General features: G+C 75.4%; 15 protein-coding genes. All 15 read right to left on the bottom strand.

Going from position 1 to position 21,664, the window contains the following annotated elements; all coding sequences use genetic code 11:
• Nucleotides 1-56 precede the first annotated feature (56 nt).
• The 15 genes from ileS to murF all read right to left on the bottom strand — a co-directional run bounded on the left by ileS (nt 57) and on the right by murF (nt 21,649).
• Nucleotides 57-3,242, bottom strand: a complete 3,186-nt coding sequence (gene ileS, locus Ae717Ps2_RS08565) for an isoleucine--tRNA ligase (protein WP_075305636.1) — start codon at nt 3,240-3,242, stop codon at nt 57-59.
• A 275-nt stretch (nt 3,243-3,517) separates the two neighbouring features.
• On the bottom strand, nt 3,518-5,143 hold the full coding sequence (locus Ae717Ps2_RS08560; protein ID WP_075305635.1) for a hypothetical protein: 1,626 nt from the start codon (nt 5,141-5,143) through the stop codon (nt 3,518-3,520).
• Nucleotides 5,144-5,231: 88 nt separating this feature from the next.
• Entirely contained in the window at nt 5,232-6,086 is an 855-nt protein-coding gene (locus tag Ae717Ps2_RS08555) for a DivIVA domain-containing protein (RefSeq protein ID WP_020624184.1), read from the bottom strand.
• A 47-nt stretch (nt 6,087-6,133) separates the two neighbouring features.
• Nucleotides 6,134-6,412 (bottom strand): YggT family protein, encoded by a 279-nt coding sequence (locus Ae717Ps2_RS08550; protein ID WP_043278632.1) that lies wholly within the window; start codon nt 6,410-6,412, stop codon nt 6,134-6,136.
• A gap of 21 nt (nt 6,413-6,433) precedes the next feature.
• Nucleotides 6,434-7,183: a cell division protein SepF gene (locus Ae717Ps2_RS08545; protein WP_064485438.1), complete on the bottom strand. Its 750-nt coding sequence runs from the start codon at nt 7,181-7,183 to the stop codon at nt 6,434-6,436.
• Between the two features lie 128 nt (nt 7,184-7,311).
• The gene (locus tag Ae717Ps2_RS08540; protein WP_083696093.1) at nt 7,312-8,094 is read right to left on the bottom strand and encodes a YggS family pyridoxal phosphate-dependent enzyme; all 783 of its coding nucleotides are present in this window, start codon (nt 8,092-8,094) and stop codon (nt 7,312-7,314) included.
• 64 nt (nt 8,095-8,158) lie between these two features.
• On the bottom strand, nt 8,159-8,881 hold the full coding sequence (gene pgeF, locus Ae717Ps2_RS08535) for a peptidoglycan editing factor PgeF (RefSeq protein WP_075311565.1): 723 nt from the start codon (nt 8,879-8,881) through the stop codon (nt 8,159-8,161).
• A 71-nt stretch (nt 8,882-8,952) separates the two neighbouring features.
• A complete protein-coding gene (gene ftsZ / locus Ae717Ps2_RS08530; RefSeq protein ID WP_075305633.1) occupies nt 8,953-10,371 on the bottom strand; it encodes a cell division protein FtsZ in 1,419 nt (472 codons plus the stop codon).
• A gap of 213 nt (nt 10,372-10,584) precedes the next feature.
• Nucleotides 10,585-11,658 carry a cell division protein FtsQ/DivIB gene (locus Ae717Ps2_RS08525; protein WP_075305632.1) on the bottom strand — a complete coding sequence of 358 codons (1,074 nt, stop codon included), beginning with the start codon at nt 11,656-11,658 and terminating at the stop codon, nt 10,585-10,587.
• Between the two features lie 77 nt (nt 11,659-11,735).
• Nucleotides 11,736-13,151 carry a UDP-N-acetylmuramate--L-alanine ligase gene (murC, locus tag Ae717Ps2_RS08520; protein ID WP_075305631.1) on the bottom strand — a complete coding sequence of 472 codons (1,416 nt, stop codon included), beginning with the start codon at nt 13,149-13,151 and terminating at the stop codon, nt 11,736-11,738.
• Nucleotides 13,148-14,224, bottom strand: coding sequence for a glycosyltransferase (locus tag Ae717Ps2_RS08515; protein WP_051050412.1), 1,077 nt, complete (start codon nt 14,222-14,224; stop codon nt 13,148-13,150). Before Ae717Ps2_RS08515 ends, murC begins: the two co-directional genes overlap by 4 nt.
• Before the next feature lie 2,220 nt (nt 14,225-16,444).
• Nucleotides 16,445-17,725, bottom strand: a complete 1,281-nt coding sequence (gene ftsW / locus Ae717Ps2_RS08510) for a putative lipid II flippase FtsW (RefSeq protein WP_075333205.1) — start codon at nt 17,723-17,725, stop codon at nt 16,445-16,447.
• Nucleotides 17,722-19,140: a UDP-N-acetylmuramoyl-L-alanine--D-glutamate ligase gene (gene murD / locus Ae717Ps2_RS08505; protein ID WP_075305630.1), complete on the bottom strand. Its 1,419-nt coding sequence runs from the start codon at nt 19,138-19,140 to the stop codon at nt 17,722-17,724. Before murD ends, ftsW begins: the two co-directional genes overlap by 4 nt.
• The gene (mraY, locus tag Ae717Ps2_RS08500; protein WP_020627574.1) at nt 19,137-20,207 is read right to left on the bottom strand and encodes a phospho-N-acetylmuramoyl-pentapeptide-transferase; all 1,071 of its coding nucleotides are present in this window, start codon (nt 20,205-20,207) and stop codon (nt 19,137-19,139) included. Before mraY ends, murD begins: the two co-directional genes overlap by 4 nt.
• On the bottom strand, nt 20,204-21,649 hold the full coding sequence (murF, locus tag Ae717Ps2_RS08495; protein ID WP_075305629.1) for a UDP-N-acetylmuramoyl-tripeptide--D-alanyl-D-alanine ligase: 1,446 nt from the start codon (nt 21,647-21,649) through the stop codon (nt 20,204-20,206). Before murF ends, mraY begins: the two co-directional genes overlap by 4 nt.
• Nucleotides 21,650-21,664 lie beyond the last annotated feature (15 nt).

Below are 21,664 nucleotides of genomic sequence, written 5' to 3'. Positions count from 1 at the left end.
CCGCGTCCGTCCCGCGGGGACGCCCCGCCGGTGAGCGGTGGTCGGCGCCGGGCCGGTCAGGCGCGGGCGACCGCGGCCGACAGCGTGACCGACGCGCCGTCGGGACCGACGACCTGCCCGCTCGACGCGCCGGCCCCGGTGGGGCCGTAGGCGACCGAGGTCGCCAGCACCTCACCGGCGACGAACGCCTCGTGGGTCCGGACGGCGTCGAGCACCGCGTCGGGCCCGTCGAGGGTCAGCGCGATCCGGTCGGACACGTCGAGGCCGGCGTCGCGGCGGGCCTGCTGCACGACGCGCACGACGTCGCGGGCGGTGCCCTCCGCCGCCAGCTCCGGCGTCACCGTGGTGTCGAGGACGACGAGCCCCGCGTTCCCGGGCAGGGCCTGGGTGCGCTCCGGGTCGGCGGCGACGAGCTTCTCGGTGAACTCGCCCGGCTGCAGCGTGATGCCGGCGGCGACGACGGTGTCGCCCTCCTGGGTCCACTCCCCCGCCTTGACCGCGCGGATGCAGGTCTGGACGTCCTTGCCCAGGCGCGGGCCGGCGACCCGGGCGTTGACGGCGACCTCGAACCGACCGTGGGTGGCGACGTCCTCGGTCAGCTCGACCGAGCGGACGTTGACCTCGTCGGCGAGCAGCCCGGTGAAGTCCTCCAGCGCCTTGGCGTCGGTCGCCGCGACGGTGAGCGCGGGCAGCGGCTGGCGCACCCGGACCTTCGCCGACTTGCGCAGCGACAGCGCCGCGCTCGCGACCTGCCGGATCCGGTCCATCCCGGCGACGAGGTCGGCGTCGTGCGGCAGCCCGGCACCGGCCCGGCGGTGCGAGACCGACGGGTCGGAGCCCCCGGGCCAGTCGGTCAGGTGCACCGACCGCCCCCCGGTGAGCCCACGCCAGATCGCCTCGGCGGTCAGCGGCAGCAACGGCGCCGCGACCCGGCAGGTCACCTCCAGCACGGTGTGCAGGGTGTCGACGGCGTCGCGGCGCACGGCATCGTCGGAGGACCAGAACCGCTCACGGGACCGGCGGACGTACCAGTTGGTGAGGGTCTCGGCGTGGTCGCGGATCCGGTCGCAGGCCCCGGCGATGTCGTAGGCGTCCATGGCCGCGGTGACGCCGTCGACGAGGTCGGCGGTCTTGGCCAGCACGTACCGGTCGAGCACGTGGGGTGAGTCGGTGCGGAACGTGCCGCGCTCGTCGCCGGCGTAGAGCGACAGGAAGTACCAGGTGTTCCACAGCGGCAGGATCGCCTGGCGGACGCCCTCGCGGATCCCCTGCTCGGTGACGACGAGGTTGCCGCCGCGCAGGACCGGGCTCGACATGAGGAACCACCGCATGGCGTCGCTGCCGTCGCGGTCGAACACCTCGTTGACGTCGGGGTAGTTCTTGCGCGACTTGGACATCTTCGCGCCGTCGTCGCCCAGGACGATGCCGTGCGCGACGCAGTTGCGGAACGCGGGCCGGTCGAACAGGGCGGTGGCCAGCACGTGCAGCGTGTAGAACCAGCCACGGGTCTGGCCGTTGTACTCGACGATGAAGTCGCCCGGGTAGTGGTCCTCGAACCAGTCGCGGTTCTCGAACGGGTAGTGGACCTGCGCGAACGGCATCGAGCCGGACTCGAACCAGCAGTCGAGGACCTCCGGCACCCGGCGCATGGTCGAGTTGCCGGTGGGGTCGTCGGGGTTGGGCCGGGTCAGCTGGTCGACGTACGGCCGGTGCAGGTCGGTCGGGCGCACGCCGAAGTCGCGCTCGATCTCCTCCAGCGAGCCGTAGACGTCGGTGCGCGGGTAGCGCGGGTCGTCGGACTGCCACACCGGGATCGGGCTGCCCCAGTAGCGGTTGCGGGAGATGCCCCAGTCGCGGGCACCCTCCAGCCACTTGCCGAACTGCCCGTCGCGCACGTGCGCCGGGGTCCAGTCGATCTGCTGGTTGAGCTCGACCATGCGGTCCCGGAACTGCGTGACACGCACGAACCAGGAGTCGACGGCGCGCTGGATGAGCGCGTTGCCGCAGCGCCAGCAGTGCGGGTAGGGGTGGTCGTAGGTCTCGTGGCGCAGCAGGACGCCCTGGGCGTGTGCGTTGCCGTCCTTGAGGTCGCGGATGACCTGCGGGTTCGCGTCGAAGACCTGGATGCCGGCGTAGGGGGGGACCTCGGTGGTGAACTCGCCGCGGGAGTCGACCGGGTTGACGACCTCGATGCCGGCCGCGTCGGTGACCTCCTTGTCCTCCTCACCGAAGGCGGGGGCGATGTGGACCAGCCCGGTGCCGTCGTCGGTGGTGACGTAGTCCGCGGCCAGCACCCGGTGGGCGTTCTCGCGGCCGGTGAAGAAGTCGAACGGCGGGGTGTAGCTCGCGCCGAGCAGGTCGGAGCCCTTCACCCGCGCCAGGACCGGCGGCTCCTCCCCCAGCTCGCGGGCGTACGCGGCGACCCGGGCCTCCGCGAGCAGCCAGCGCTCGGAGTTCGCCTCCACCACCACGTAGTCGACGTCGGGGTGCACGGCCATCGCGAGGTTGGACGGCAGGGTCCACGGGGTGGTCGTCCAGACCAGGGCGAGGACGCCGTCGGTCTCCGGACGGCCCGGCGTCGACAGGCGCAGCCCGACGGTGACGGCCGGATCCTGCCGGTCGGTGTAGACGTCGTCCATCTTGGTCTCGGTGGCGCTCAGCGGCGTCTCGCAACGCCAGCAGTACCAGAGCACCCGGAAGCCGGAGTAGACCAGGCCCTTGTCCCACAACGACTTGAAGGCCCACATGACGGACTCCATGTAGTCCAGGTCGAGGGTCTTGTAGTCGTTGTCGAAGTCGACCCAGCGGGCCTGGCGGGTCACGTAGTCGCGCCACTCGCCGGTGTAGCGCAGCACGGAGGTGCGGCACGCCTCGTTGAACGCGGCGACGCCCATCTCGTCGATCTCGGACTTGTGCTTGATGCCGAGCTGGTTCTCGGTCTCGACCTCGGCGGGAAGACCGTGGGTGTCCCACCCGAAACGACGCTCGACCCGGTGGCCGCGCAGGGTGCGGTACCGCGGGACGACGTCCTTGACGTAGCCGGTCAGCAGGTGGCCGTAGTGGGGCAGGCCGTTGGCGAAGGGCGGGCCGTCGTAGAAGACGTACTCGTCCGCACCGTTCTCGCCGGCGGGCCGCTGGTCGACCGAGGCGCGGAACGTCTCGTCGGTGTCCCACGACGCGAGCACGTCCTGCTCGAGCGTCGGGAACGACGGGTGCGCCGGGACGTCGGGATAGCCGCTCACGTGTGTCGCTCCTCGTGCGTGCTCTCGCTTCGCACGGGGACGACGACGGCTCTGGCGAGCCGGGCCGCGGTACCACCCCGTTTGCCCGTGCACGGGTGCACGAGCCTCTCGTTCGACGGCGATGACGGGCCGCACCCGTCCGGTTCTACTCCGGCCGGTGGATCACGTGGCCGTTTCTTCCGGAGGCTCCCCGGTGATGGCCGGATCGGTGCCTGTGGAACCAGGGTAGCGCGGATGCGCACCCCGTTATTCCGCGGGGCGCGCCCCGCCGCTGGTCAGCGGGCCTGGGCGGGGTGCCGCTCGCCGAGGGTCCGGTTCGGCGCGCACCAGCCGCACGGGGTGAACCCGAGCTCGACGGCCTCGCTGACGGGCAGCGGGATCACCGGGCGTCCGGTGAGGGCCCGGCAGGTCTGCACGTGGTAGCGGGGGTGCTCGTCGATCACGAGCACCTCGTCGGGCAGGCGCGCGGCGAGTGCGGCGAGGGTGGGCTCGTGCGGCTCCTCCGGGGAGTCGCCGTCCGCGCCGGCGGCCCCGTCGGTCCCACCCACGTCGGCCGGACCGCCGCCGGTGTCCGCGCCGGCTCCGGCGGCCGCGCCCGCGGGAGCCCCGCCGCGGGGGTCGTCGACCGGCGCGACCGATCCCGTGCCCTCGGCACCCGCGGGCACGGCGGAATCGGAAAGGCCCGCACCGGACGGGGTGTTCGCACCGGCCGGTCCGCCGGAGGCACGGTCGGTGCCCCCGCCCGGGCCACCGGGAGCGCCCGTGGCGCGGGCCGCCGTGGTGGCGTCGGCCGCTGCGGGGGTGCGGGTCGCGGTGGTCGCGTCCGCCGCTCCCGTGGCCGCCGCTGCCGTGGCACGGTCCGCCGTGGTCGGGTCCGCCGCTCCGGGAGCACCGTTCGCGGTGGCCGCTCCCGGCACAGCGTTCGCGGTCGTCGCATCCGCCGCTCCCGGGGCACGGGTCGCGGTGGTCGCGTCGGACGGGCCGTCCGTGGTGCCCGGGCGGTCGGGGCCGGCCGCGGCCGGGGCGCCCGGGCCGTTGCTGCCCGGGCCGTTGCTGCTCGGACCGGTGCCACTCGGGCCGGTACCCGAGCCGAAGCCCGGGTCGTCGGCGCCGTCACGGGCACCGGAGCGCGCCGCCGGGTCGGCACCCGACGTGGTGTCACGTCCGGCCGCGGCGGCGGTGCCGGCGGCGACCGCGCCTGCAGCTGCCGCCGTCACGGCCGACGTCGTGCCGGCGCCGCCGGATCCGGTCGGACGCGAGTCGGTCGCCCGCGCTGCCTCGGCGGGCGGTTCCGCGGTGCCGGGATCGGCGGGTCCGGACCGCGCCGGGTCGCCGCCACGACCCGCACCGTCCTCCCCGTCCGGTCCCGCCGACGCGTCCGCGCCCGCCGGGGCACCCGCGTGTGAGCCCACCCCGCTCGGGTCGACCGCGGCCTCGGCCCCCGAATCGGTCACCGTGCGTGACGAAAGTCCACCCGAACGAGATGCGCCGGACGGTCCCTCCGCAGAGCCGGACGGCCGGACGACCGGCATCTGGATGGTCTCGTCGGTCGCATTGTGGGCCGCCTCGGGCGTACCCGAGGCCGCGCCACCGTCCGGCCGGACGACCGGCAGGACCTGCGTCGCGGACTCCATGTCGGCGCCGTGGCCCGCTTCCGTCGAGGCCCGGTCGGCCTGGTCCGGCACCGCGGTGGCACCGGTGCCACGACCGGAGGCATCGGCCTCCGCCCGGTCACCGGCCTTCACCGCGGCACGGGTCTGCCACCAGTCGTAGGCGAGCACCAGGCCCGCGATCAGACTGATGACCACCGATGTCCACGCCAGTGCCACCACGTGCAGGAACCATCCTGCGAGCAGCAGCACCAGCGCGATGACCACGAGGATCAGGACCAGCACCAGCATCGGCGAACTCCGTCGGTCGGCAGCGGCACCTGTCCGCTACCCGGTCGTCGTCGGTCGTCCCCGGCGCCTGGGCGGCGCCGTGGGGCGGTCAGCTCCCGGTGTCGGCCCGCTGGCCGTACCCGGAGGCGGCGTAGCCGCCGTTCGAGCCCGACCTGGTGGCACCGGTGCCGTCCGACGGGGCAGCGGAACCGCGACCCTCCAGGTCACGCAGCTGCGACTCCAGGTAGGTCTTCAGGCGGGTGCGGTACTCCCGCTCGAAGGTCCGGAGCTCGTCGATCTTCTTCTCCAGAACGGACTTGTCGCGCTGGATGGCGCCCATGATCTCGTTCTGCTTGCGCTCGGCCTCGCTGACCAGGCCGGACGCCTTCTCGCGCGACTGGCGCTCGAGCGTCTCGGCCCGCGTGCGGGCGTCGTTGAGCATGGTCTCGGCGCGCGAGCGCGCGTCGTTGACCAGGCCGTCGGCCTTCGTCCGGGCGTCCGACAGGAGCTGCTCGGACTTGTTCCGGGCGTCCGACAGCATCGTGTCGGCCTCGTTCTTGGCCTCCGCGGTCAGGCGGTCCGCCATCTCCTGGGCGAGGCCCAGGACCTTGGCGGCCTGCACGTGGTGGTCACCGCCGTCGGCATCGGCGGGTCCGGCACCGGCCAGCTGCGGAGCGGGAGCACCCGCACCACGGCCCATCGGCGACGGCGAGGCGGCCATGACCTGGGTCTGCGCCGGAGCCGGCTGGCTCCGTGCCTCCTCCAGGTCGGCCTCGGCATCGCCGAGGCGCTGCTCCAGCTGCGCGACCTGGTCGCGCAGGTCGTCGTTCTCCCCGATCAGCCGGGCCAGTTCGGCCTCGACCAGATCGAGGAAGGCGTCGACCTCGTCCTCGTTGTAACCCCGCTTCCCGATCGGGGGTTTGCTGAACGCGACGTTATGAACGTCGGCGGGCGTCAGCGGCATCGGATCACCTCATGCGGTCCTCGGCGGCACTCCCGGGTGACTGGGGCTCATCCCAGGAGCTGTGATCTGACGGCGCTCATCGAGATGAACACCACCAGCAACAGAACCATAATCGACAGGTCCAGTCCTACGCCTCCGATACGGACCACGGGGATCACTCTCCGCAGCAACTTGACCGGAGGGTCGGTCACGGTGAAGACGACCTCGAGCGCCACGGCGGGCACTCCGGCGGGTCGCCACTGGCGCGCGAACGACCGGACCATCTCGACGACGATCCGGGCCGCGAGCAGCAGCCAGAAGAAGAACAGGATGTAGTAGATCAACATCAGGATCGCGACGGCCACGACTCAATCCTGTCGGAAAGCTCCGCGCTCGGCGAGTCTCCGCGCGTCGTCCGCGGACACTTCGACGTCGGCCGGAGTGAGCAGGAACACCCGGTCGGTGACCTTGTCGATGCTCCCGCGCAGGGCGAACGCAAGGCCTGCGGCGAAGTCCACCAGGCGTTTCGCGGCCGCGCCGTCCAGATCCGTGAGGTTCATGATGACGGGCACACCGTCGCGGTAGCGCTCGCCGATGGTGCGGGCCTCGTTGTAGCTGCGGGGGTGCAACGTCGTGATCGACGCCGGTCCCGCGGCGGCCCGGTCGCGCTGCTCCGGCACCGGCGCGGGGGCGACGACGGGCTCGCTCCGCTCCTCGCGTGCCGGGCCCCGGAGGCTCTCCGGGTCCATCGCCAGCGCCCCGCGGACGGCCGCTCCGGCACCCCCTCCGAGGGGTGTCGGGAGGCTCCCGCGCTCCGGGACCAGCCCGAGCGTCTCCCGCTCGCCGCGTGGATCCTGCCGCACGGCGCGCGCCGGGCGGAGGGTCTCCCGCGCCGGGCGGGCTCCCCATCCGTCCTCGTAGCGCACCGCGGGCTCGTAGCGGTCGTCATCGTAGGACGCCTGGTCGGCGAACCGACCGGCCCCGGCGGACCAACGGTCACCGCGCGGGCCGGCGTGGTGCTCGTGGCCGCCCCGGTAGTGATCCGGTTCGTCCACATAGTCCATCTCGTCGGCCGGGACCATGCCGAAGTACGCCTTCAGCCGGTACATCGCGCTCATCCGCTGTCCCCTCGCAGTACTGCTCGACTCCGTACGCGTCCCAACCGCACGCGCACCCCGCGTTCTGGCGACGGTCTCGCCGGCGGCGCGGTGTCCGCCTCGTGCTCAGTACCCACACCCACCAGCGATTACTCGGAGGCTATCCGCCGATCCCCCACAAGGGCCGTACCGACACGCACCACCGTCGATCCGTGACCGATCGCCGACTCCAGGTCCCCGCTCATTCCGGCCGACAGAACCGTGGCCCCGGGGTGCCGTCCGACGGTCTCCCGGTGCGCCTGCGCGATCCGCTCGAACGCCGCGTCGGGCTCCCAGCCCAGCGGCGCGACGGCCATCAGCCCGGCCAGTTCCAGCCCCGGCAGCTCCGTGACCAGGTCGGTCAGCTCGACGAGCCCGTCCGGGGCGACGCCGCCGCGGTCGGGGTCGCCGTCCACGCTGTACTGCACGAGCACCGGCAGCGGGCCGCCGCGAGCCCCGGCGTCACGGGCCTTCGCGACCTCCTTGTCGATGGCGCGGGCCAGCCGCGGCGAGTCGACGGAGTCGATCCGTGTCACCCACGGGAGCACCGTCCGTACCTTGTTCCGCTGCAGCCCGCCGACGAAGAACCAGTCCGGGGCGGCGTCCGGGCGCAGGGCCCCGACCTCGTCCACCTTGGACGCGGCCTCCTGCGCGCGGTTCTCGGCGAAGGCGTCCAGCCCGAGATCCACCAGCGCGGCCACGTCGACGGCCGGGATCGTCTTGGTGACGGCGAGCAGGTCGATCTCGGAGGGGTCGCGGCCGGCGGCACGACAGGCCGCGGCCACCCGCTCGCGGACGGCGGCCAGTCGGTCGGTCAGTTCACCGACACGGTCGGCGGCGGGGGTACCGAGATCGGACACGGGATCGGGCACGGGATCGGGCACGGCGCCCATGGTTCCCGCCCGCGGGAGCGCCCGCGAGCCCCGCGTGGTGAGAATCGCCGGGCCGGGGTGCCGGTCAGCGCGGGTCGAGCCAGGTGACCGCGGCCTGGCGGCCGCAGCGGCCGTCGCGGCGGTGGCTGAACAGGTCCGGGTCCTCGACGGTGCAGCGCGGGTCGGTCGCGACCTTGGTGACGCCGAGGTCGGCGAGGCGGCGGACGAGACCGGCCCGCAGGTCCAGCCCGGCCGTGCCGGTGCGGGTGGTGGACGCGCTGCCCGGCAGCACGGCGTCGACCTCGGCACGCATGGCCGGGGGCACCTCGTAGCAGCGGCCGCAGACCGACGGCCCGAGCAGGACCTCCAGCCGTGCGGGCTCCGCGCCCAGCGCGGTCATCTCGGTCACGACGGCGTCGACGACCCCCGCGGCCGCGCCGACGCGACCCGCGTGGGCGGCCCCGACGACGCCGGCGACCGGGTCGCCCAGCAGCACCGGAACACAGTCGGCGGCGAGCACGGCGACACCGAGCAGCGGGACGTCGGTGACCACGGCGTCGACGTCGGCGATGTCCGGGGCGACGCCGCCCGTGCCGGGGCGGGCCCGCGGGGGCTCGCGCAGCACCGCGACGTCACGGCCGTGGACCTGGTTCAGGAAGACCAGACCGGACAGCGCGAGCTCACGTACGACCCGGGCCCGGTTCCCGGCCACCGCGGCCGGGTCGTCCCCGACCCCGGCGGACAGGTTGAACGAGGTGAACGGGCCCTCGGACCGGCCACCGGCGCGGGTGGTGGTGACCCGGCGGATGCGCGCGCGGCGGGTGCCGCCGGCGCGGGCCGCCGTGGTCGGGGCCGGGCCTGCTGAGTCCGGCACGCGGGTCAGCGCCGCATGAACGGCGGGACGTCCACCTCGTCCTCGACCGGCTCGGCCGGGCGCGTCGCGGAACTCCCGCCGACGGTGCCGTGCTGGGCCGGGGCCGACGTCGACGAGGCCGGCGCGGACATCGGGCCGCTCGGGACGGACGCGCCGTCGCCGCCGTGCTGCTGGGTGTCGCCCTGGCGCGGGGCCGGGGCGGTGGGCCGCTCGGGCGGCAGCACGCCGGTGCGCTCGGGCGCCGGCGTGGTGGCGGGCAGGTGCGGCGCCGACGGGGTGGTCGTGGTCGTCGCGGCCCAGCGGGACTGGCCCTGCGGCTGCTGCCCCTGCTGCTGATTCTGGTGCTGCTGGGCCTGGTGCTGCTGGGTCTGCTCGGACTGCTGCGGGGTCGCGGGCGACGCGGCCTGCTGGGCGGACCCGGCGGGCTTCTGGCTGCCGCGGGCGAACACGGCGGGCTCGAGCTTCTTGTGGGTCGGCGTGCCGCCCTCGAAGCCGGCCGCTATCACGGTGACCCGCACCTCGTCGCCGAGCGAGTCGTCGATCACGGTGCCGAAGATGATGTTCGCCTCGGGGTGCGCGGCCTCCTGGACCAGCGACGCAGCCTCGTGGATCTCGAACAGGCCGAGGTCCGAGCCGCCCGCGATCGACAGCAGCACACCCTGGGCGCCGTCCATCGACGCCTCGAGCAGCGGCGAGTTGATCGCCTTCTCGGCGGCCTGCACCGCGCGGCCCTCGCCGCGTGCGGACCCTATTCCCATCAGCGCCGACCCGGCACCGGACATGACCGACTTGACGTCGGCGAAGTCCAGGTTGATCAGGCCGGGGGTGGTGATCAGGTTGGTGATGCCCTGCACACCGGAGAGGAGCACCTCGTCGGCGGAGCGGAAGGCGTCCATCAGCGAGACGCCGACGTCGCCGAGCTGCAGCAGCCGGTCGTTCGGGATGACGATGAGGGTGTCGCACTCGTTGCGGAGCGCCTGGATGCCCTCCTCGGCCTGGCCGGCGCGACGGCGCCCCTCGAAGGTGAACGGGCGGGTGACGACGCCGATGGTCAGCGCACCCAGCTTGCGGGCGATCGACGCGACGACGGGCGCACCGCCGGTGCCGGTGCCGCCGCCTTCACCCGCGGTGACGAAGACCATGTCGGCCCCCTTGAGGACCTCCTCGATCTCCTCGGCGTGGTCCTCGGCGGCCTTGCCCCCGACCTCGGGGTTGGCGCCGGCACCGAGGCCGCGCGTCAGCTCACGGCCGATGTCGAGCTTCACGTCGGCGTCGGACATGAGGAGGGCCTGGGCGTCGGTGTTCACCGCGATGAACTCGACGCCCTTGAGGCCGACCTCGATCATCCGGTTGACGGCGTTGACGCCGCCGCCACCGATGCCGACCACCTTGATCACTGCCAGGTAGTTGTGCGGGGGCGTCATGCGCGGCACCTTCCAGTCGCTCGGGGTCCGGGGTTCGGGTGGGTCAAGCTCCGGGTGCCCCGGGCCTTCGAACGCGCACGCTAAGTGGAGTGCGGTGCCCGGGTCCAGCAGGCGCGCCGCGCAACGACAACACCCCGCTCGGGTGGTTCGTCTTCTCCCCCGATGGAAACGCGCAGGGTCGTCGTCCGGTCACCCGCTGCAGCGGGCGGGTGCTCAGCGTTGCCGGACGGTGACCAGCGACGGGCTGGAGACGTCGTAGACGGCGCCCGGGCGCTGCAGCACCGGCCCGAGGACCCGGGCCCGGGCGGCGGTCTGCCCGGTGTCCGCCCACGGGCCCCACAGGACCCGCCGGTCCTCGGTGAGCCCCAGCTCGAAGGTGGAACCGCCCCCGCCGAGCGACAGCGTCTGGACCTGGTCGCGGACCGGGACCGGGAGCGCCTGCAGGACGCCGACCGCGGCGAGGGTGGCGGGGTCGTCCGGGGCGATGCGCGGCAGCTGCAGCCGGGGCAGCCGCACGTCCGGCGGGGCGTCGCGGTAGACGAACCCGGTGACGTCGACGAGCTTCGGTCCGTCCGGTGTGTCGAGCACCGCGGCCGGAGTGCGTTCGGTCACGACCACCACCAGGGTGTCCGGCCAGGACCGGTCGACCTCCACCGCGGCGACGCCCGGGATGGCCGACACCCGGGCGGCGACGCCGTCGGTGTCCACCGCCGCGAGCGGGACCCCGGTCTGGTCGCCGGCGGCGTCCTCGACGTCGCGGACCGGGATCTGGCGGGTGCCGTCGACCCGCACGGTGGCCACCGGCGGGCCGTACCGCCCCAGCGCCCACCAGCCGGCCGCGGACACCCCGAGGAGCACGACGGCGGCGGTGGCCAGCAGGGCGACGAGGCGGCGGCGCCGGTAGCGGGGGTCGCGGCTGCGCGACCGTTCGGCCGCACGGGCCGCCGTGCGCTCCCGGACGGCGGCGGCCGCGCCGCGTCCCCTCCCCCGGCCCGCCGTCCCGGCCCGGTCGGTGCCGGCCGCCCCGTCGTCGGTCGCCCCGTCGTCGGCGTCGGCGGCGGTGTGGTCGGCGGCGGCAGCGTGGTCGGCCGCGGCAGTGTGATCGTCGGTGTCGGCGGGGGTCCCGGCGGTGCCACGGCGTCCGGCGCGGCGTTCGGCGGCACGGCGCTCGCGGATGCGGCGGGCACGCTCGGCGGCGCGCCGTTCCCGGTCCGGGTCACGGCGGCCCGACGAGCGGGCACCGTCCCGGGCCCGGTCGTCGCCGGTGTCCTGCTCGTCGCTGCTCATCGTGCCCCCGCTGTGCCGCCGGTCTGCCGCCGCTGTCCCACTGCCGTGGCGCTGGTGTGGCGCTGCTGCCCGCGCGCTCACCCCTCGCCGGCGAGCTCCCGCAGGATCTCCGGCCCGAGCGCGGTGACGTCACCGGCGCCCATGGTGATCACGACGTCTCCGTCGGTCGCGAGCGCGGCGATCGCCGCGGGTGCCCGCTCCCACGAGGGGGCACGGTGCACCCGCTCGGCCGGCAACGTCACCGCGTCGGTGATGAGCGCCGGACCGACCCCGGGTTCGGGATCCTCCCGGGCACCGTAGACGTCGAGCACCATCACCTCGTCCGCCAGCGACAGCGACGCGCCGAACTCGGCGGCGAACAGCCGGGTGCGGGAGTACAGGTGCGGCTGGAACACGACCAGGACGCGGCCGCGCCGCCCGTTCCGGACCGGTGCGGCCTCGCGGGCGGCGCGCAGGGTGGCGGCGACCTCGGTGGGGTGGTGGGCGTAGTCGTCGTAGACCGACACGCCGCGGGCGCGGCCCTTGAACTCGAACCGGCGCTGCACCCCACCGAACCCGGCGAGCCCCTCCAGCAGCACGGCGGGGTCGGCCCCGACGGCGCGGCCGGCGAGCAAGGCACCGAGCGCGTTGAGGACCATGTGCTCACCCGGGACGCCGAGGGTGAGCTCGTGCTCGGCGTCGCCGGTGCGGAACCGGGCGCGGCAGCCGGTGCCGTCCGGGGTGAACTCGATCAGCCGGGCGTCGTGGCGGCCGGTCGCGGTGCGGCCGTAGCGCAGCACGGTGACGCCGGCCTGCTCCGCCCGCACGGCCACGGCCTCCGACCCGGGGTCGTCGGCGCAGGCGACCAGGGTGGCGCCGGGGACGAGCCGCTCCAGGAACCGCTCGAACACGGCCCGGTAGGCGGCCTCGTCGCCGTGGTGGTCGAGGTGGTCGGGCTCGACGTTGGTGACGATCGCGACCGACGGGGCGAACGCGGTGAACGAGCCGTCGCTCTCGTCGGCCTCGACGACGAACACGTCGCCGCTGCCGTGGTGTGCGCCCGACCCGGACACCGACAGGTCGCCGCCGATCGCGAACGACGGGTCGGCCCCGGCGTGCTGCAGGGCGACGGTGACCATCGACGTCGTCGAGGTCTTGCCGTGCGTCCCGGCGACGGCGACCAGCCGCCGTCCCTCGGTGAGCGCGGCCAGTGCGACCGCCCGGTGGACGACGTCGTAGCCGCGCTCGCGGGCGGCGGCCAGCTCCGGGTTGGTCTCCCGGATGGCGGTGGAGACGACCACGGTCGGCGGGGCCTCGCCGTCGTGCCGCAGGTGGGCTGCGTCGTGCCCGGTCTCGACGCGGGCACCGAGCGCACGCAGCGCCGTGACCGTGCGCGAGTCCCGCGCGTCGGACCCGGAGACCATGGCCCCGCGGGCGAGCAGGATCCGCGCGATCCCGCTCATCCCGGCGCCGCCGATCCCGATGAGGTGGACGTGGTCGGAGAGCACACTCACCGGCCCGCCACCTCGAGGACGATGCGGGCGATCTTCTCGTCGGCCTCGCCGTGCCCGGCGGCGCGGGCGCGTCGGCCCATGGCCAGGGCCAGGTCGGGGTCGGTGAGCATCGGCATCAGTTCGTCGATCGCGCGGTCGCCGTTCATGTCCTCGTCCTGCACGAGCTTGCCACCCCCGGCCTCGACGACCGGACGGGCGTTGAGCGCCTGCTCGCCGTTGCCGTGCGGCAGCGGTACGTACACCGCGGGCAGCCCGACGGCGGTCAGCTCGGCGACGGTGGTCATGCCCGAGCGGCCCAGGACGACGTCCGCGGCGGCGTAGGCGAGGTCCATCCGCTCGATGTAGGGCACCGGCACGTAGCCGGGCCGCGGGTCGGCGGGAGTGCCGCCCTTCCCGTACGCGTGCAGCACCGAGATGCCGCGCTCGGTGAACGCCGGCAGCGAGGCGGCGACCGCCTCGTTGAGCGTCCGGGAGCCCTGGGAGCCGCCGAAGACCAGCAGCACCGGGCCGTGCGGCGGCAGGTTGAAGTACGTCCGGGCCTCCGGCCGCAGCGACGCCCGGTCCAGGGTGGTGATCGAGCGGCGCAGCGGCATCCCGACCACCTCCTCGTTCGCGAGGCCGGTACCGGGCACCGCGACGCAGACGGCGGAGGCGAACCGCGCACCGACCTTGTTCGCGAGCCCGGCGCGGGCGTTGGCCTCGTGCACGACGATCGGCACCCGGCCGCGGGCGCCCAGGTAGGCGGGCAGCGAGACGAACCCGCCGAACCCGACGACGACGTCGGCCTCGGCCGCCTCCAGCACCTCCCGGACCCGCTTCACCGCACCGCGGACGTTGCCGGGGAGCTTGAGCAGGTCGGCGGTGGGCTTGCGGGGCAGCGGCACCGGCGGGATCAGCTCGAGCGGGTAGCCGCGGGCCGGGATCAGCTGGGTGTCGAGGCCCTTCTCGGTGCCGAGCGCGGTGATCCGGGCCCCCGGGACGAGCCGGCGGATCGCGTCGGCGACGGCCAGCGCGGGCTCGATGTGCCCGGCCGAGCCACCCCCGGCGACGACGACCGACAGGCCGCCCGACACCGGGCCCGGTGCCTGCTCCCCGGCGGGACGCGTGGTGGCGGGGCCGCCGGTGCGGGTCGCGTCGGGGGCCGTGGGTCCGGGCACGCCGGGTCCCTGCACACCCTCGACCTGCGGGCTCTGCTGCGGGCCGGTCGGCTGCGGACCGGTCGGCTGGGGACCGGTCGGCTGGGGACCGGTCGGCTGGGGACCGGGTCCCTGGAAGCCCTGGGGCTGCGGGGCGCCGGGATCCTGGGGGTTCTGCGGGGCACCCGGGCCCTGCTGCCCGGGCGCGCCGGGGCCCGGCCGACCGGGAGCGCCGGGGCCGTACTGACCGGGGGCACCCCGTCCACCGGGGCCGTACTGGCCGGGGGCGCCGGGACCTGCCGAGCCGAACCCGCCCGGGCGGAACGGGCCGGTCCCCGCGGGACCCGGTCGTCCGGGGCCCTGCTGTCCCGGGGCCGGACCGGGTCCCTGCTGTCCCGGGGCCGGGCCGGGGCCCTGCCTGCCGGGTGCGTGGGGGTGGTGCGAACCGGTGCCGGTCAGGGCGTTCGGGCCGGTCGGGCCGGGGCGCCCGAACTGCTGCGGGCCGGGTCCGCCGGGGACCGGGCCGGGGCCCTGCGGGCCGACGCCGGGACGGCCGGGCGCGTACGGGCCGGGGGCGAACCGGCCGTGCGGCGGGACCGGACCGCGGGGGCCGGTCGCCGACAGGGCGCCCGGCTCGGGCCCGCTCTGCGGACCGGTGGCGGTGACGCCGGCGTGCTCGCGCTCGTCGGGCCGGCCCGGGCGCTGCTGCGGAGCCGACGGGGGCCGGGCCTGCTGCCGACCGGTTCCCGACGACCCGTCCGCCGAGGCGGCGGCCGGGAGCCCTGCGGTGTCACCGGCGGCCTGCGCGACGGTCGGCGGTTCGTCGGGGGCCGCCTGCTCACCCCGGGCGTCGGCGACGGGCCGCTGCGGGCCGGTCCCGGCGTCGGGTCCGGACGCGTCGGCCGTGTCCGGGCCGGTGCCGTTCGGCGCAGCCCCGTTCGGCACGGCACCGTTCGGCACGGCACCGTTCGTTCCGGTGCCCTCCGCACCGGCGCCCTGCGGGACCGTGGTGTGCGGCGTGGCGACGGTGGGGCCGGTGTCCGTCGCGGACCCGCCGGGGACCTCGGGTCCCGGACCGGCGGCGGGGCCGTCCTGCGCCGGGCCGGTGCGCGGCACGCCGTTCACCGGGTCGCCGGACCGGGTCGGATCCGCGCCGTCCGCCGGGCCGCGGTCCGCCGGCGCCGATCCACCGCGTCCGGTGCTCGCGCGCGGGGTGAACAGGTCGTCGGCCGCACCGGGTCGCGCCGGCATCGCCGCGGGGGGCACCGGTCGCCCGGGCCGACGACGCGGCAGGCCACCCGGCTGCCCTCCGGCGTCGTCGGAACGCGGGGCACCGTTGCGGCCGCGCGGCCCACCGTCCGGGGCGCCGTCCTGGCCGCCGGTCACGGCGTTCGGGCCCTGCGGGGCGCCCTGGTCCCCGCCCCCGGCAGCGCCGCGCGGAGCCCCGTTGCGCGGGGCCCCGTTCAGCGGGGCCCCCTTGCTCGGGTCGCCGTTCTGCGGAGCGCCGTTGCCCGGGTCGCCGTTCTGCGGAGCGCCGTTGCCCGGGTCGCCGTTGCGCGGAACGCCGTTGGAGGGGCCGTCGTTGCGCGGAGCACCGGTGGGCGGGGCCTCGTGGCGGTCGGTGCCGTCCGGCCGGGGCTCCTCGTGCGCGGCGCCGCCCACCGGCCGTGCCGCACCGCGGTCGCCGTGCGCGACGCCGTTCGTGCCCTGCGACCCACTCCCGTTCAGCGGGCGGGCACCCGGGCGCCGGGACTGCGCGTGCGGGTCCCACCCGGTCCCGGGCAGCCGCTGCGGCCCACGCGCGCCCTGCGGCTCCCCCGGCTCCGCGGAGGGCAGTCCCGAGGGGGGCTGCGGCGACGAGGGGGGCTGTGCCGACGGGGGTTGCGCGGGGGCGCTGAACAGGTCGGAACCCGACGGGGTCTCCGCAGGCCAGGCCGGGCGCCCACCCGTGCCACCCGCTCCGTCGGGCCCGCCGAAGACCACACCGTCCGGCCGGACCTCGTGGGGCCCGGGAGCACGGCCGCCCATGGTCGGACGCCGGCCGGGCTCCCGGCCCGAGCCGGTGCCGTCGTTCCCGCCGGTCTGATCCGTACCCGTCACGCTCTCGTGCCCCTTGCGTCGTCCGTCGTGTCCGCTTCCACCCGGGGTGGGAGCGCCCTAACGCGCCGCCCACCGCGACACCGGGACCGGTGCGCGGTAGGGCTGCGGCAACGGCAGGCGCAGCAGCTTCGCCAGCCGCCCCTGCCCGTCCTTCCGGAGCGCGGCGACCGCCTCCGGTTCGTGCCGGGCCGCGTTCGTGAGCAGCCCGAACAGGAACATGGTCACCACCAGCGAGGTACCGCCGGAGGAGATCAGCGGGAGCTGCAGCCCGGTCACCGGCAGCAGTCCCACGACGTACCCGATGTTGATCGATGCCTGGACGACCAGGCCCGCCGTCGACGTCGCGACGACGAGCCGCAGCCACGGGTCGGTGTTGCGGGCGGCGATCCGCATGCCGGTGTAGGCCAGCGTCGCGAACAGTGCGAGCACCGCTCCCGCCCCGACCAGCCCCAGCTCCTCCCCGATGATCGCGAAGATGAAGTCGTTGTGGGCGTTGGGCAGGTAGTCCCACTTCGCCCGGCCCTGGCCGAGCCCGACGCCGAACAGGCCGCCGTCGGCGAGCGCGTACAGCGCCTGCGTCGCCTGGTACGCCGGACCCAGCGGGTCCGCCGACGGCGACAGGAACGCCGTGATCCGACTGGCCCGGTAGCCGGCGGTCAGCCCGAGGATCACCGCACCGGCCAGGCCGCCGCCCGCGATCAGCGCGAGCAGCTTCACCGGGGCACCGCCGAAGTACAGCAGCGCGAGCATGATGATCCCGACCGAGATCGTCATGCCCAGGTCGGGCTCCAGCACGAGCAGCGTGAAGATCACCAGCGTCACCGGCACGACCGGGTTCAGCGCGTGCTTCCAGCGGTGCATCACCGCGCGGCGGGCGGCCAGCACGTGCGCGCCCCACAGCGTCAGCGCGATCTTCGTGCCCTCCGACGGCTGCAGCGACACCGGGCCGAACGCGAACCACGACCGGGCACCCCCACGCAGCGCGCCGATCCCCGGGATCAGCACCAGGACCAGCGCGACCAGCCCGATGATCAGCAGCACCGGTGCCGCGGCCCGCAGGCGTCGCGGCGGCACACGCAGCCCCACGTAGAACAGCACGAGCCCGACCCCGCAGAACATCAGCTGGCGGGTGAACACCGAGTACGACGAGCCGTCGCCGACCGACGACGCCGACAGCACCATCACCAGCCCGAACAGGGTCAGCAGCCCGAAGACGCCGAGGATCAGGTGCAGCGAGGTCAGCGGCCGGCGCAGCCAGCGCCGCAGCCGCCGCACGGCCCCGCTGGCGCCGGTGACGGCGACCTGGCCGAGCGTGCGGTCCGGCGCCGCCGGGCTCACCGGGACACCCCGGCGGCGGCCAGATCGGCGACGGCCGCGGCGAACGCGTCGCCGCGGTGGGCGTAGTCGCGGAACTGGTCCATCGAGGCGGCGGCCGGGGCGAGCAGCACGACGTCGCCGGGGCGGGCCAGGCCGGACGCGCGGCGGACCGCGGCCGGCATCGGGTCCTGCAGGTCGGAGGGCGCCATCGGGCCATCGTGTCCCGGCGCGACCTCGTGCACCGGGAGGCCGGGCGCGTGTCGCGTCAGTGCCTCGACGATCGGTGTCCGATCCGTCCCGATCACGACGATCCCGGCCAGCCGCTCGGCGTGCGCGGCGGCGAGCAGGCCGAACTCGGCCGGGTCCACCCCCTTGAGCAGCCCGCCGACCACCCAGACCGCGCGGGCGCCGGGCCGGCGGGCGGCGACGGCGGCCAGCGCGGCCCCGGCGGCGTGCGGGTTGGTCGCCTTCGAGTCGTCGAGGTAGGTGACACCGGCGTGCTCGCCCACCGGGGCGCTGCGGTGCGGGCCGGGGGTGAACGCCGCCAGGGCCGCGCCGATGTGGGTCGGGTCGACACCGTGCGCGCGGGCCAGCGCGGCCGCGGCGAGCGCGTCGGTGATCCCGGGCGGCCCCGGAGGGACGACGGCGTCGGCCGCGAGCAGCTCCCCGCCGCCGAACGCGCGGTCGGTCAGCACCCCGTCGGCGACGCCGAGCTGGTCCGGCCCGGGGGCGGACAGCGTGATCCCGACCCGGCGCGGAGCCGGGGCCCGTGCCAGCAGCCGGGCCGCGACGGCGTCGTCGACCCCGCCGACGGCGACGTCACCGACCAGTGCGCGGGCCTTCGCCGCGGCGTAGGCGTCCATCCCGCCGTGCCAGTCCAGGTGGTCCTCGGCCACGTTGAGCACCACGCCCGCGGCCGGGCGCACCGACGGCGACCAGTGCAGCTGGAAGCTCGACAGCTCGACGGCGAGCACCGCGTGGCCCGCGGCGACCGCGGTGACCACCGGGTGGCCGATGTTGCCGCAGGCGACGGCGTCCACCCCGGCGCGCGCGAGGATCGCGGCGAGCATCTCGGTGGTGGTGGTCTTGCCGTTGGTGCCGGTCACCACCAGCCAGGACGGCGGCGTGTCGCGCAGGGCGCCGAGCCGCCAGGCCAGCTCCGGCTCCCCGATCACCTCGACACCGAGCCCGGCGGCCTCGGCGACCAGCGGGTGGTCGGGGCGTCGCCCCGGCGAGGTGACGACCGTACGGACCCCCTCGGGGATCCCGCCGCCGCGCCACGGCTCGACGCCGTCGGGCAACGAGGCCAGCGCCTCCTCCCGGTCGTCGGACAGCAGCACCCTGCTGCCCGCGTCCACCAGGGCCGACGCGGCCGCGAGACCGGAGACACCGGCCCCCGCGACCAGGACGGGTCCCCCGCCGAACGGGCCGCTCATCCGGAACCCGACATGGACAACCACTCGGAGTAGAAGATGCCCAGCCCCATCGCCGCGCAGATCGCGGCGAGCAGCCAGAACCGGATGATGACCGTCGTCTCGGCCCATCCGGCCAGCTCGAAGTGGTGGTGGAAGGGCGCCATCCGGAACAGCCGCCGCCGCGAGGTGCGGAACACGATGATCTGCAGCGACACCGACAGCGCCTCGACGACGAACACGCCGCCGATGACGACGAGCAGCAGCTCGGTGCGGGTCACCATGGACAGGCCGGCGAGCAGGCCGCCGAGCGCCAGCGAGCCGGTGTCGCCCATGAAGATGCGGGCCGGCGCGGCGTTCCACCACAGGAACCCGATGCAGCCGCCCATCGCGGCGGCGGCGACCAGGCCGACGTCGAGCGGGTCGCGGACCTCGTAGCAGCCGGCCGTCGCGGCGATCGCGCAGTTGTTGCGGAACTGCCAGAACGCGATGATCACGTAGGTGCCGAGCACCATCGCGGCGGTGCCCGCGGCGAGGCCGTCGAGACCGTCGGTGAGGTTCACCGCGTTCGACCAGGCGGCGACGATCAGGTTGCACAGCAGCACGAACCCGACGACGCCGAAGCTCAGCACCGTGATGTCGCGGACGAACGACAGGCTCTCCGAGGCCGGGGCCAGGTTGCGCTCGTTGACGAAACGCACGGCGAGGATGCCGAAGATCGAGGCGGTCAGCACCTGGCCGACGATCTTCGAGGTCTTGTTGAGGCCGAGGTTCCGCTTGCGGCGCAGCTTCAGGTAGTCGTCGAGGAACCCGACGACGCCCAGCGCGGTGGTCAGGAACAGCACCAGCAGCGCCGAGGCGGTGATCGGCTCCCGGGTGAACGCGTGCGAGCCCAGGTAGCCGACCCAGATGGCGAGCAGGATCGCCACGCCGCCCATCGTCGGCGTACCGCGCTTGGACTGGTGGCTCTGCGGGCCTTCCTCGCGGATCTCCTGCCCGAAGCCCTGCCGCGCGAAGAAGCGGATCAGGTACGGGGTGAGCAGGATCGACACCGCGAGCGCCAGGCCCGCGGCCAGGAACAGGCCTCTCACCGGTACACCGGTCCTTCGGTCGTCAGCAGGCCGGCAGCGAGCCGCTCCAGCCCGGCGCTGCGGGAGGCCTTGACCAGCACGACGTCGCCGGGCCGGGTTCGCTCCCGCAGCAGGGTCAGGGCGGCGGGCAGGTCGGCGACGTGCTCGGCGCCGGGCCCGTAGTCGGGCGCCCCGACGGCGACCACCAGGGCCCCGGCGGCGCGTGCGTACTCCGCGACCCCGGCGTGCTCGGCGGCCGCGTCGTCCCCGATCTCGGCCATCGGGCCGAGCGCCGCCCAGGCCCGGCGGTCCGGACCGGCGATCTGCCCGAGCGCGTCGATCGCGGCGCGGACGGACTCGGGGTTGGCGTTGTAGGCGTCGTTGACGACGGTCACCCCGTCGGCGCGGTCGGTGACCTCCATCCGCCAGCGCGACGCCGGCGACGCCGCGGACAGCGCCGCCGCGATCCCGTCCGGGGTGCCGCCCAGCTCCAGGGCGACCGCGGCGGCGGCGAGGGCGTTGGAGACCTGGTGCTCCCCCACCAGCCGCAGCGCGACGTCGGCCGACCCGGCCGGGGTGACCAGCCGGAACGACGCCCGACCCGAGGTCAGGGCGACGTCGGTGGCCCGCACGTGCGCGTCCGCGGCGCGTCCGAAGGTGACGACCCGGGCGGAGGTGCGGGACGCCATGGCGGAGACCAGCTCGTCGTCGGCGTTGAGGACGGCGACGCCGCCCCGCCCGCCGGGCAGGTCGCCCGGGGGCAGCGCCTCGACCAGCTCGCCCTTGGCCGTGGCGATCGCGGCGCGGGACCCGAACTCGCCGAGGTGGGCGGAGCCGACGTTGAGCACGACCCCGATCCGCGGTGGCGCGATCGCGCACAGCGCGGCGATGTGGCCGATCCCGCGGGCGGAGAACTCCAGCACGAGGTTGCGGGTGCCCGCGTCGGCGCGCAGCGCGGTGTACGGCGTGCCGAGCTCGTTGTTGAACGACTCCGGCGGCGCGACGGTCGGCCCCAGCGGGGACAGCACCGCGGACAGCAGGTCCTTGGTGGAGGTCTTGCCCGCCGATCCGGTCACGCCGACGACGGCGAGCCCCGGCAGGGCGCCCAGCACGTGCCGGGAGAGGCGGCCGAGCCCGGCCAGGACGGCGGCGCCGGTCCCGTCGGGGTCGACCGCACCGAGGTAGGTCTGGCTGTCGCGCCCCTCGACCGGCGGCACGACGATCGCCGGGGCGTCGACCTCGCGGCCCGCCAGCACCGCGGTCGCCCCGCGGGTGACGGCCTGCGCGGCGAAGTCGTGGCCGTCGGCCCGCTCCCCCGGCAGCGCCAGGAACAGCCCGCCCGGCCCGATCCTCCGGGAGTCGAACTCGACGGCGGTGACCGGTGCGGCGGCGGTCTCGTCGTCGATGCGGTGCAAGCGCCCGCCGGTCACGGCCGCGATCTCCGCCGGCGTCATCTCGATCATCGCCCGCTCGCCTCC

Source organism: Pseudonocardia sp. Ae717_Ps2 (assembly GCF_001932475.1).
In the GTDB taxonomy this organism is placed as follows: Bacteria; Actinomycetota; Actinomycetes; order Mycobacteriales; family Pseudonocardiaceae; genus Pseudonocardia.
The sequence above is the reverse complement of the archived record's forward strand: the minus strand, read 5'-3'. Positions and strand labels throughout refer to the sequence as shown.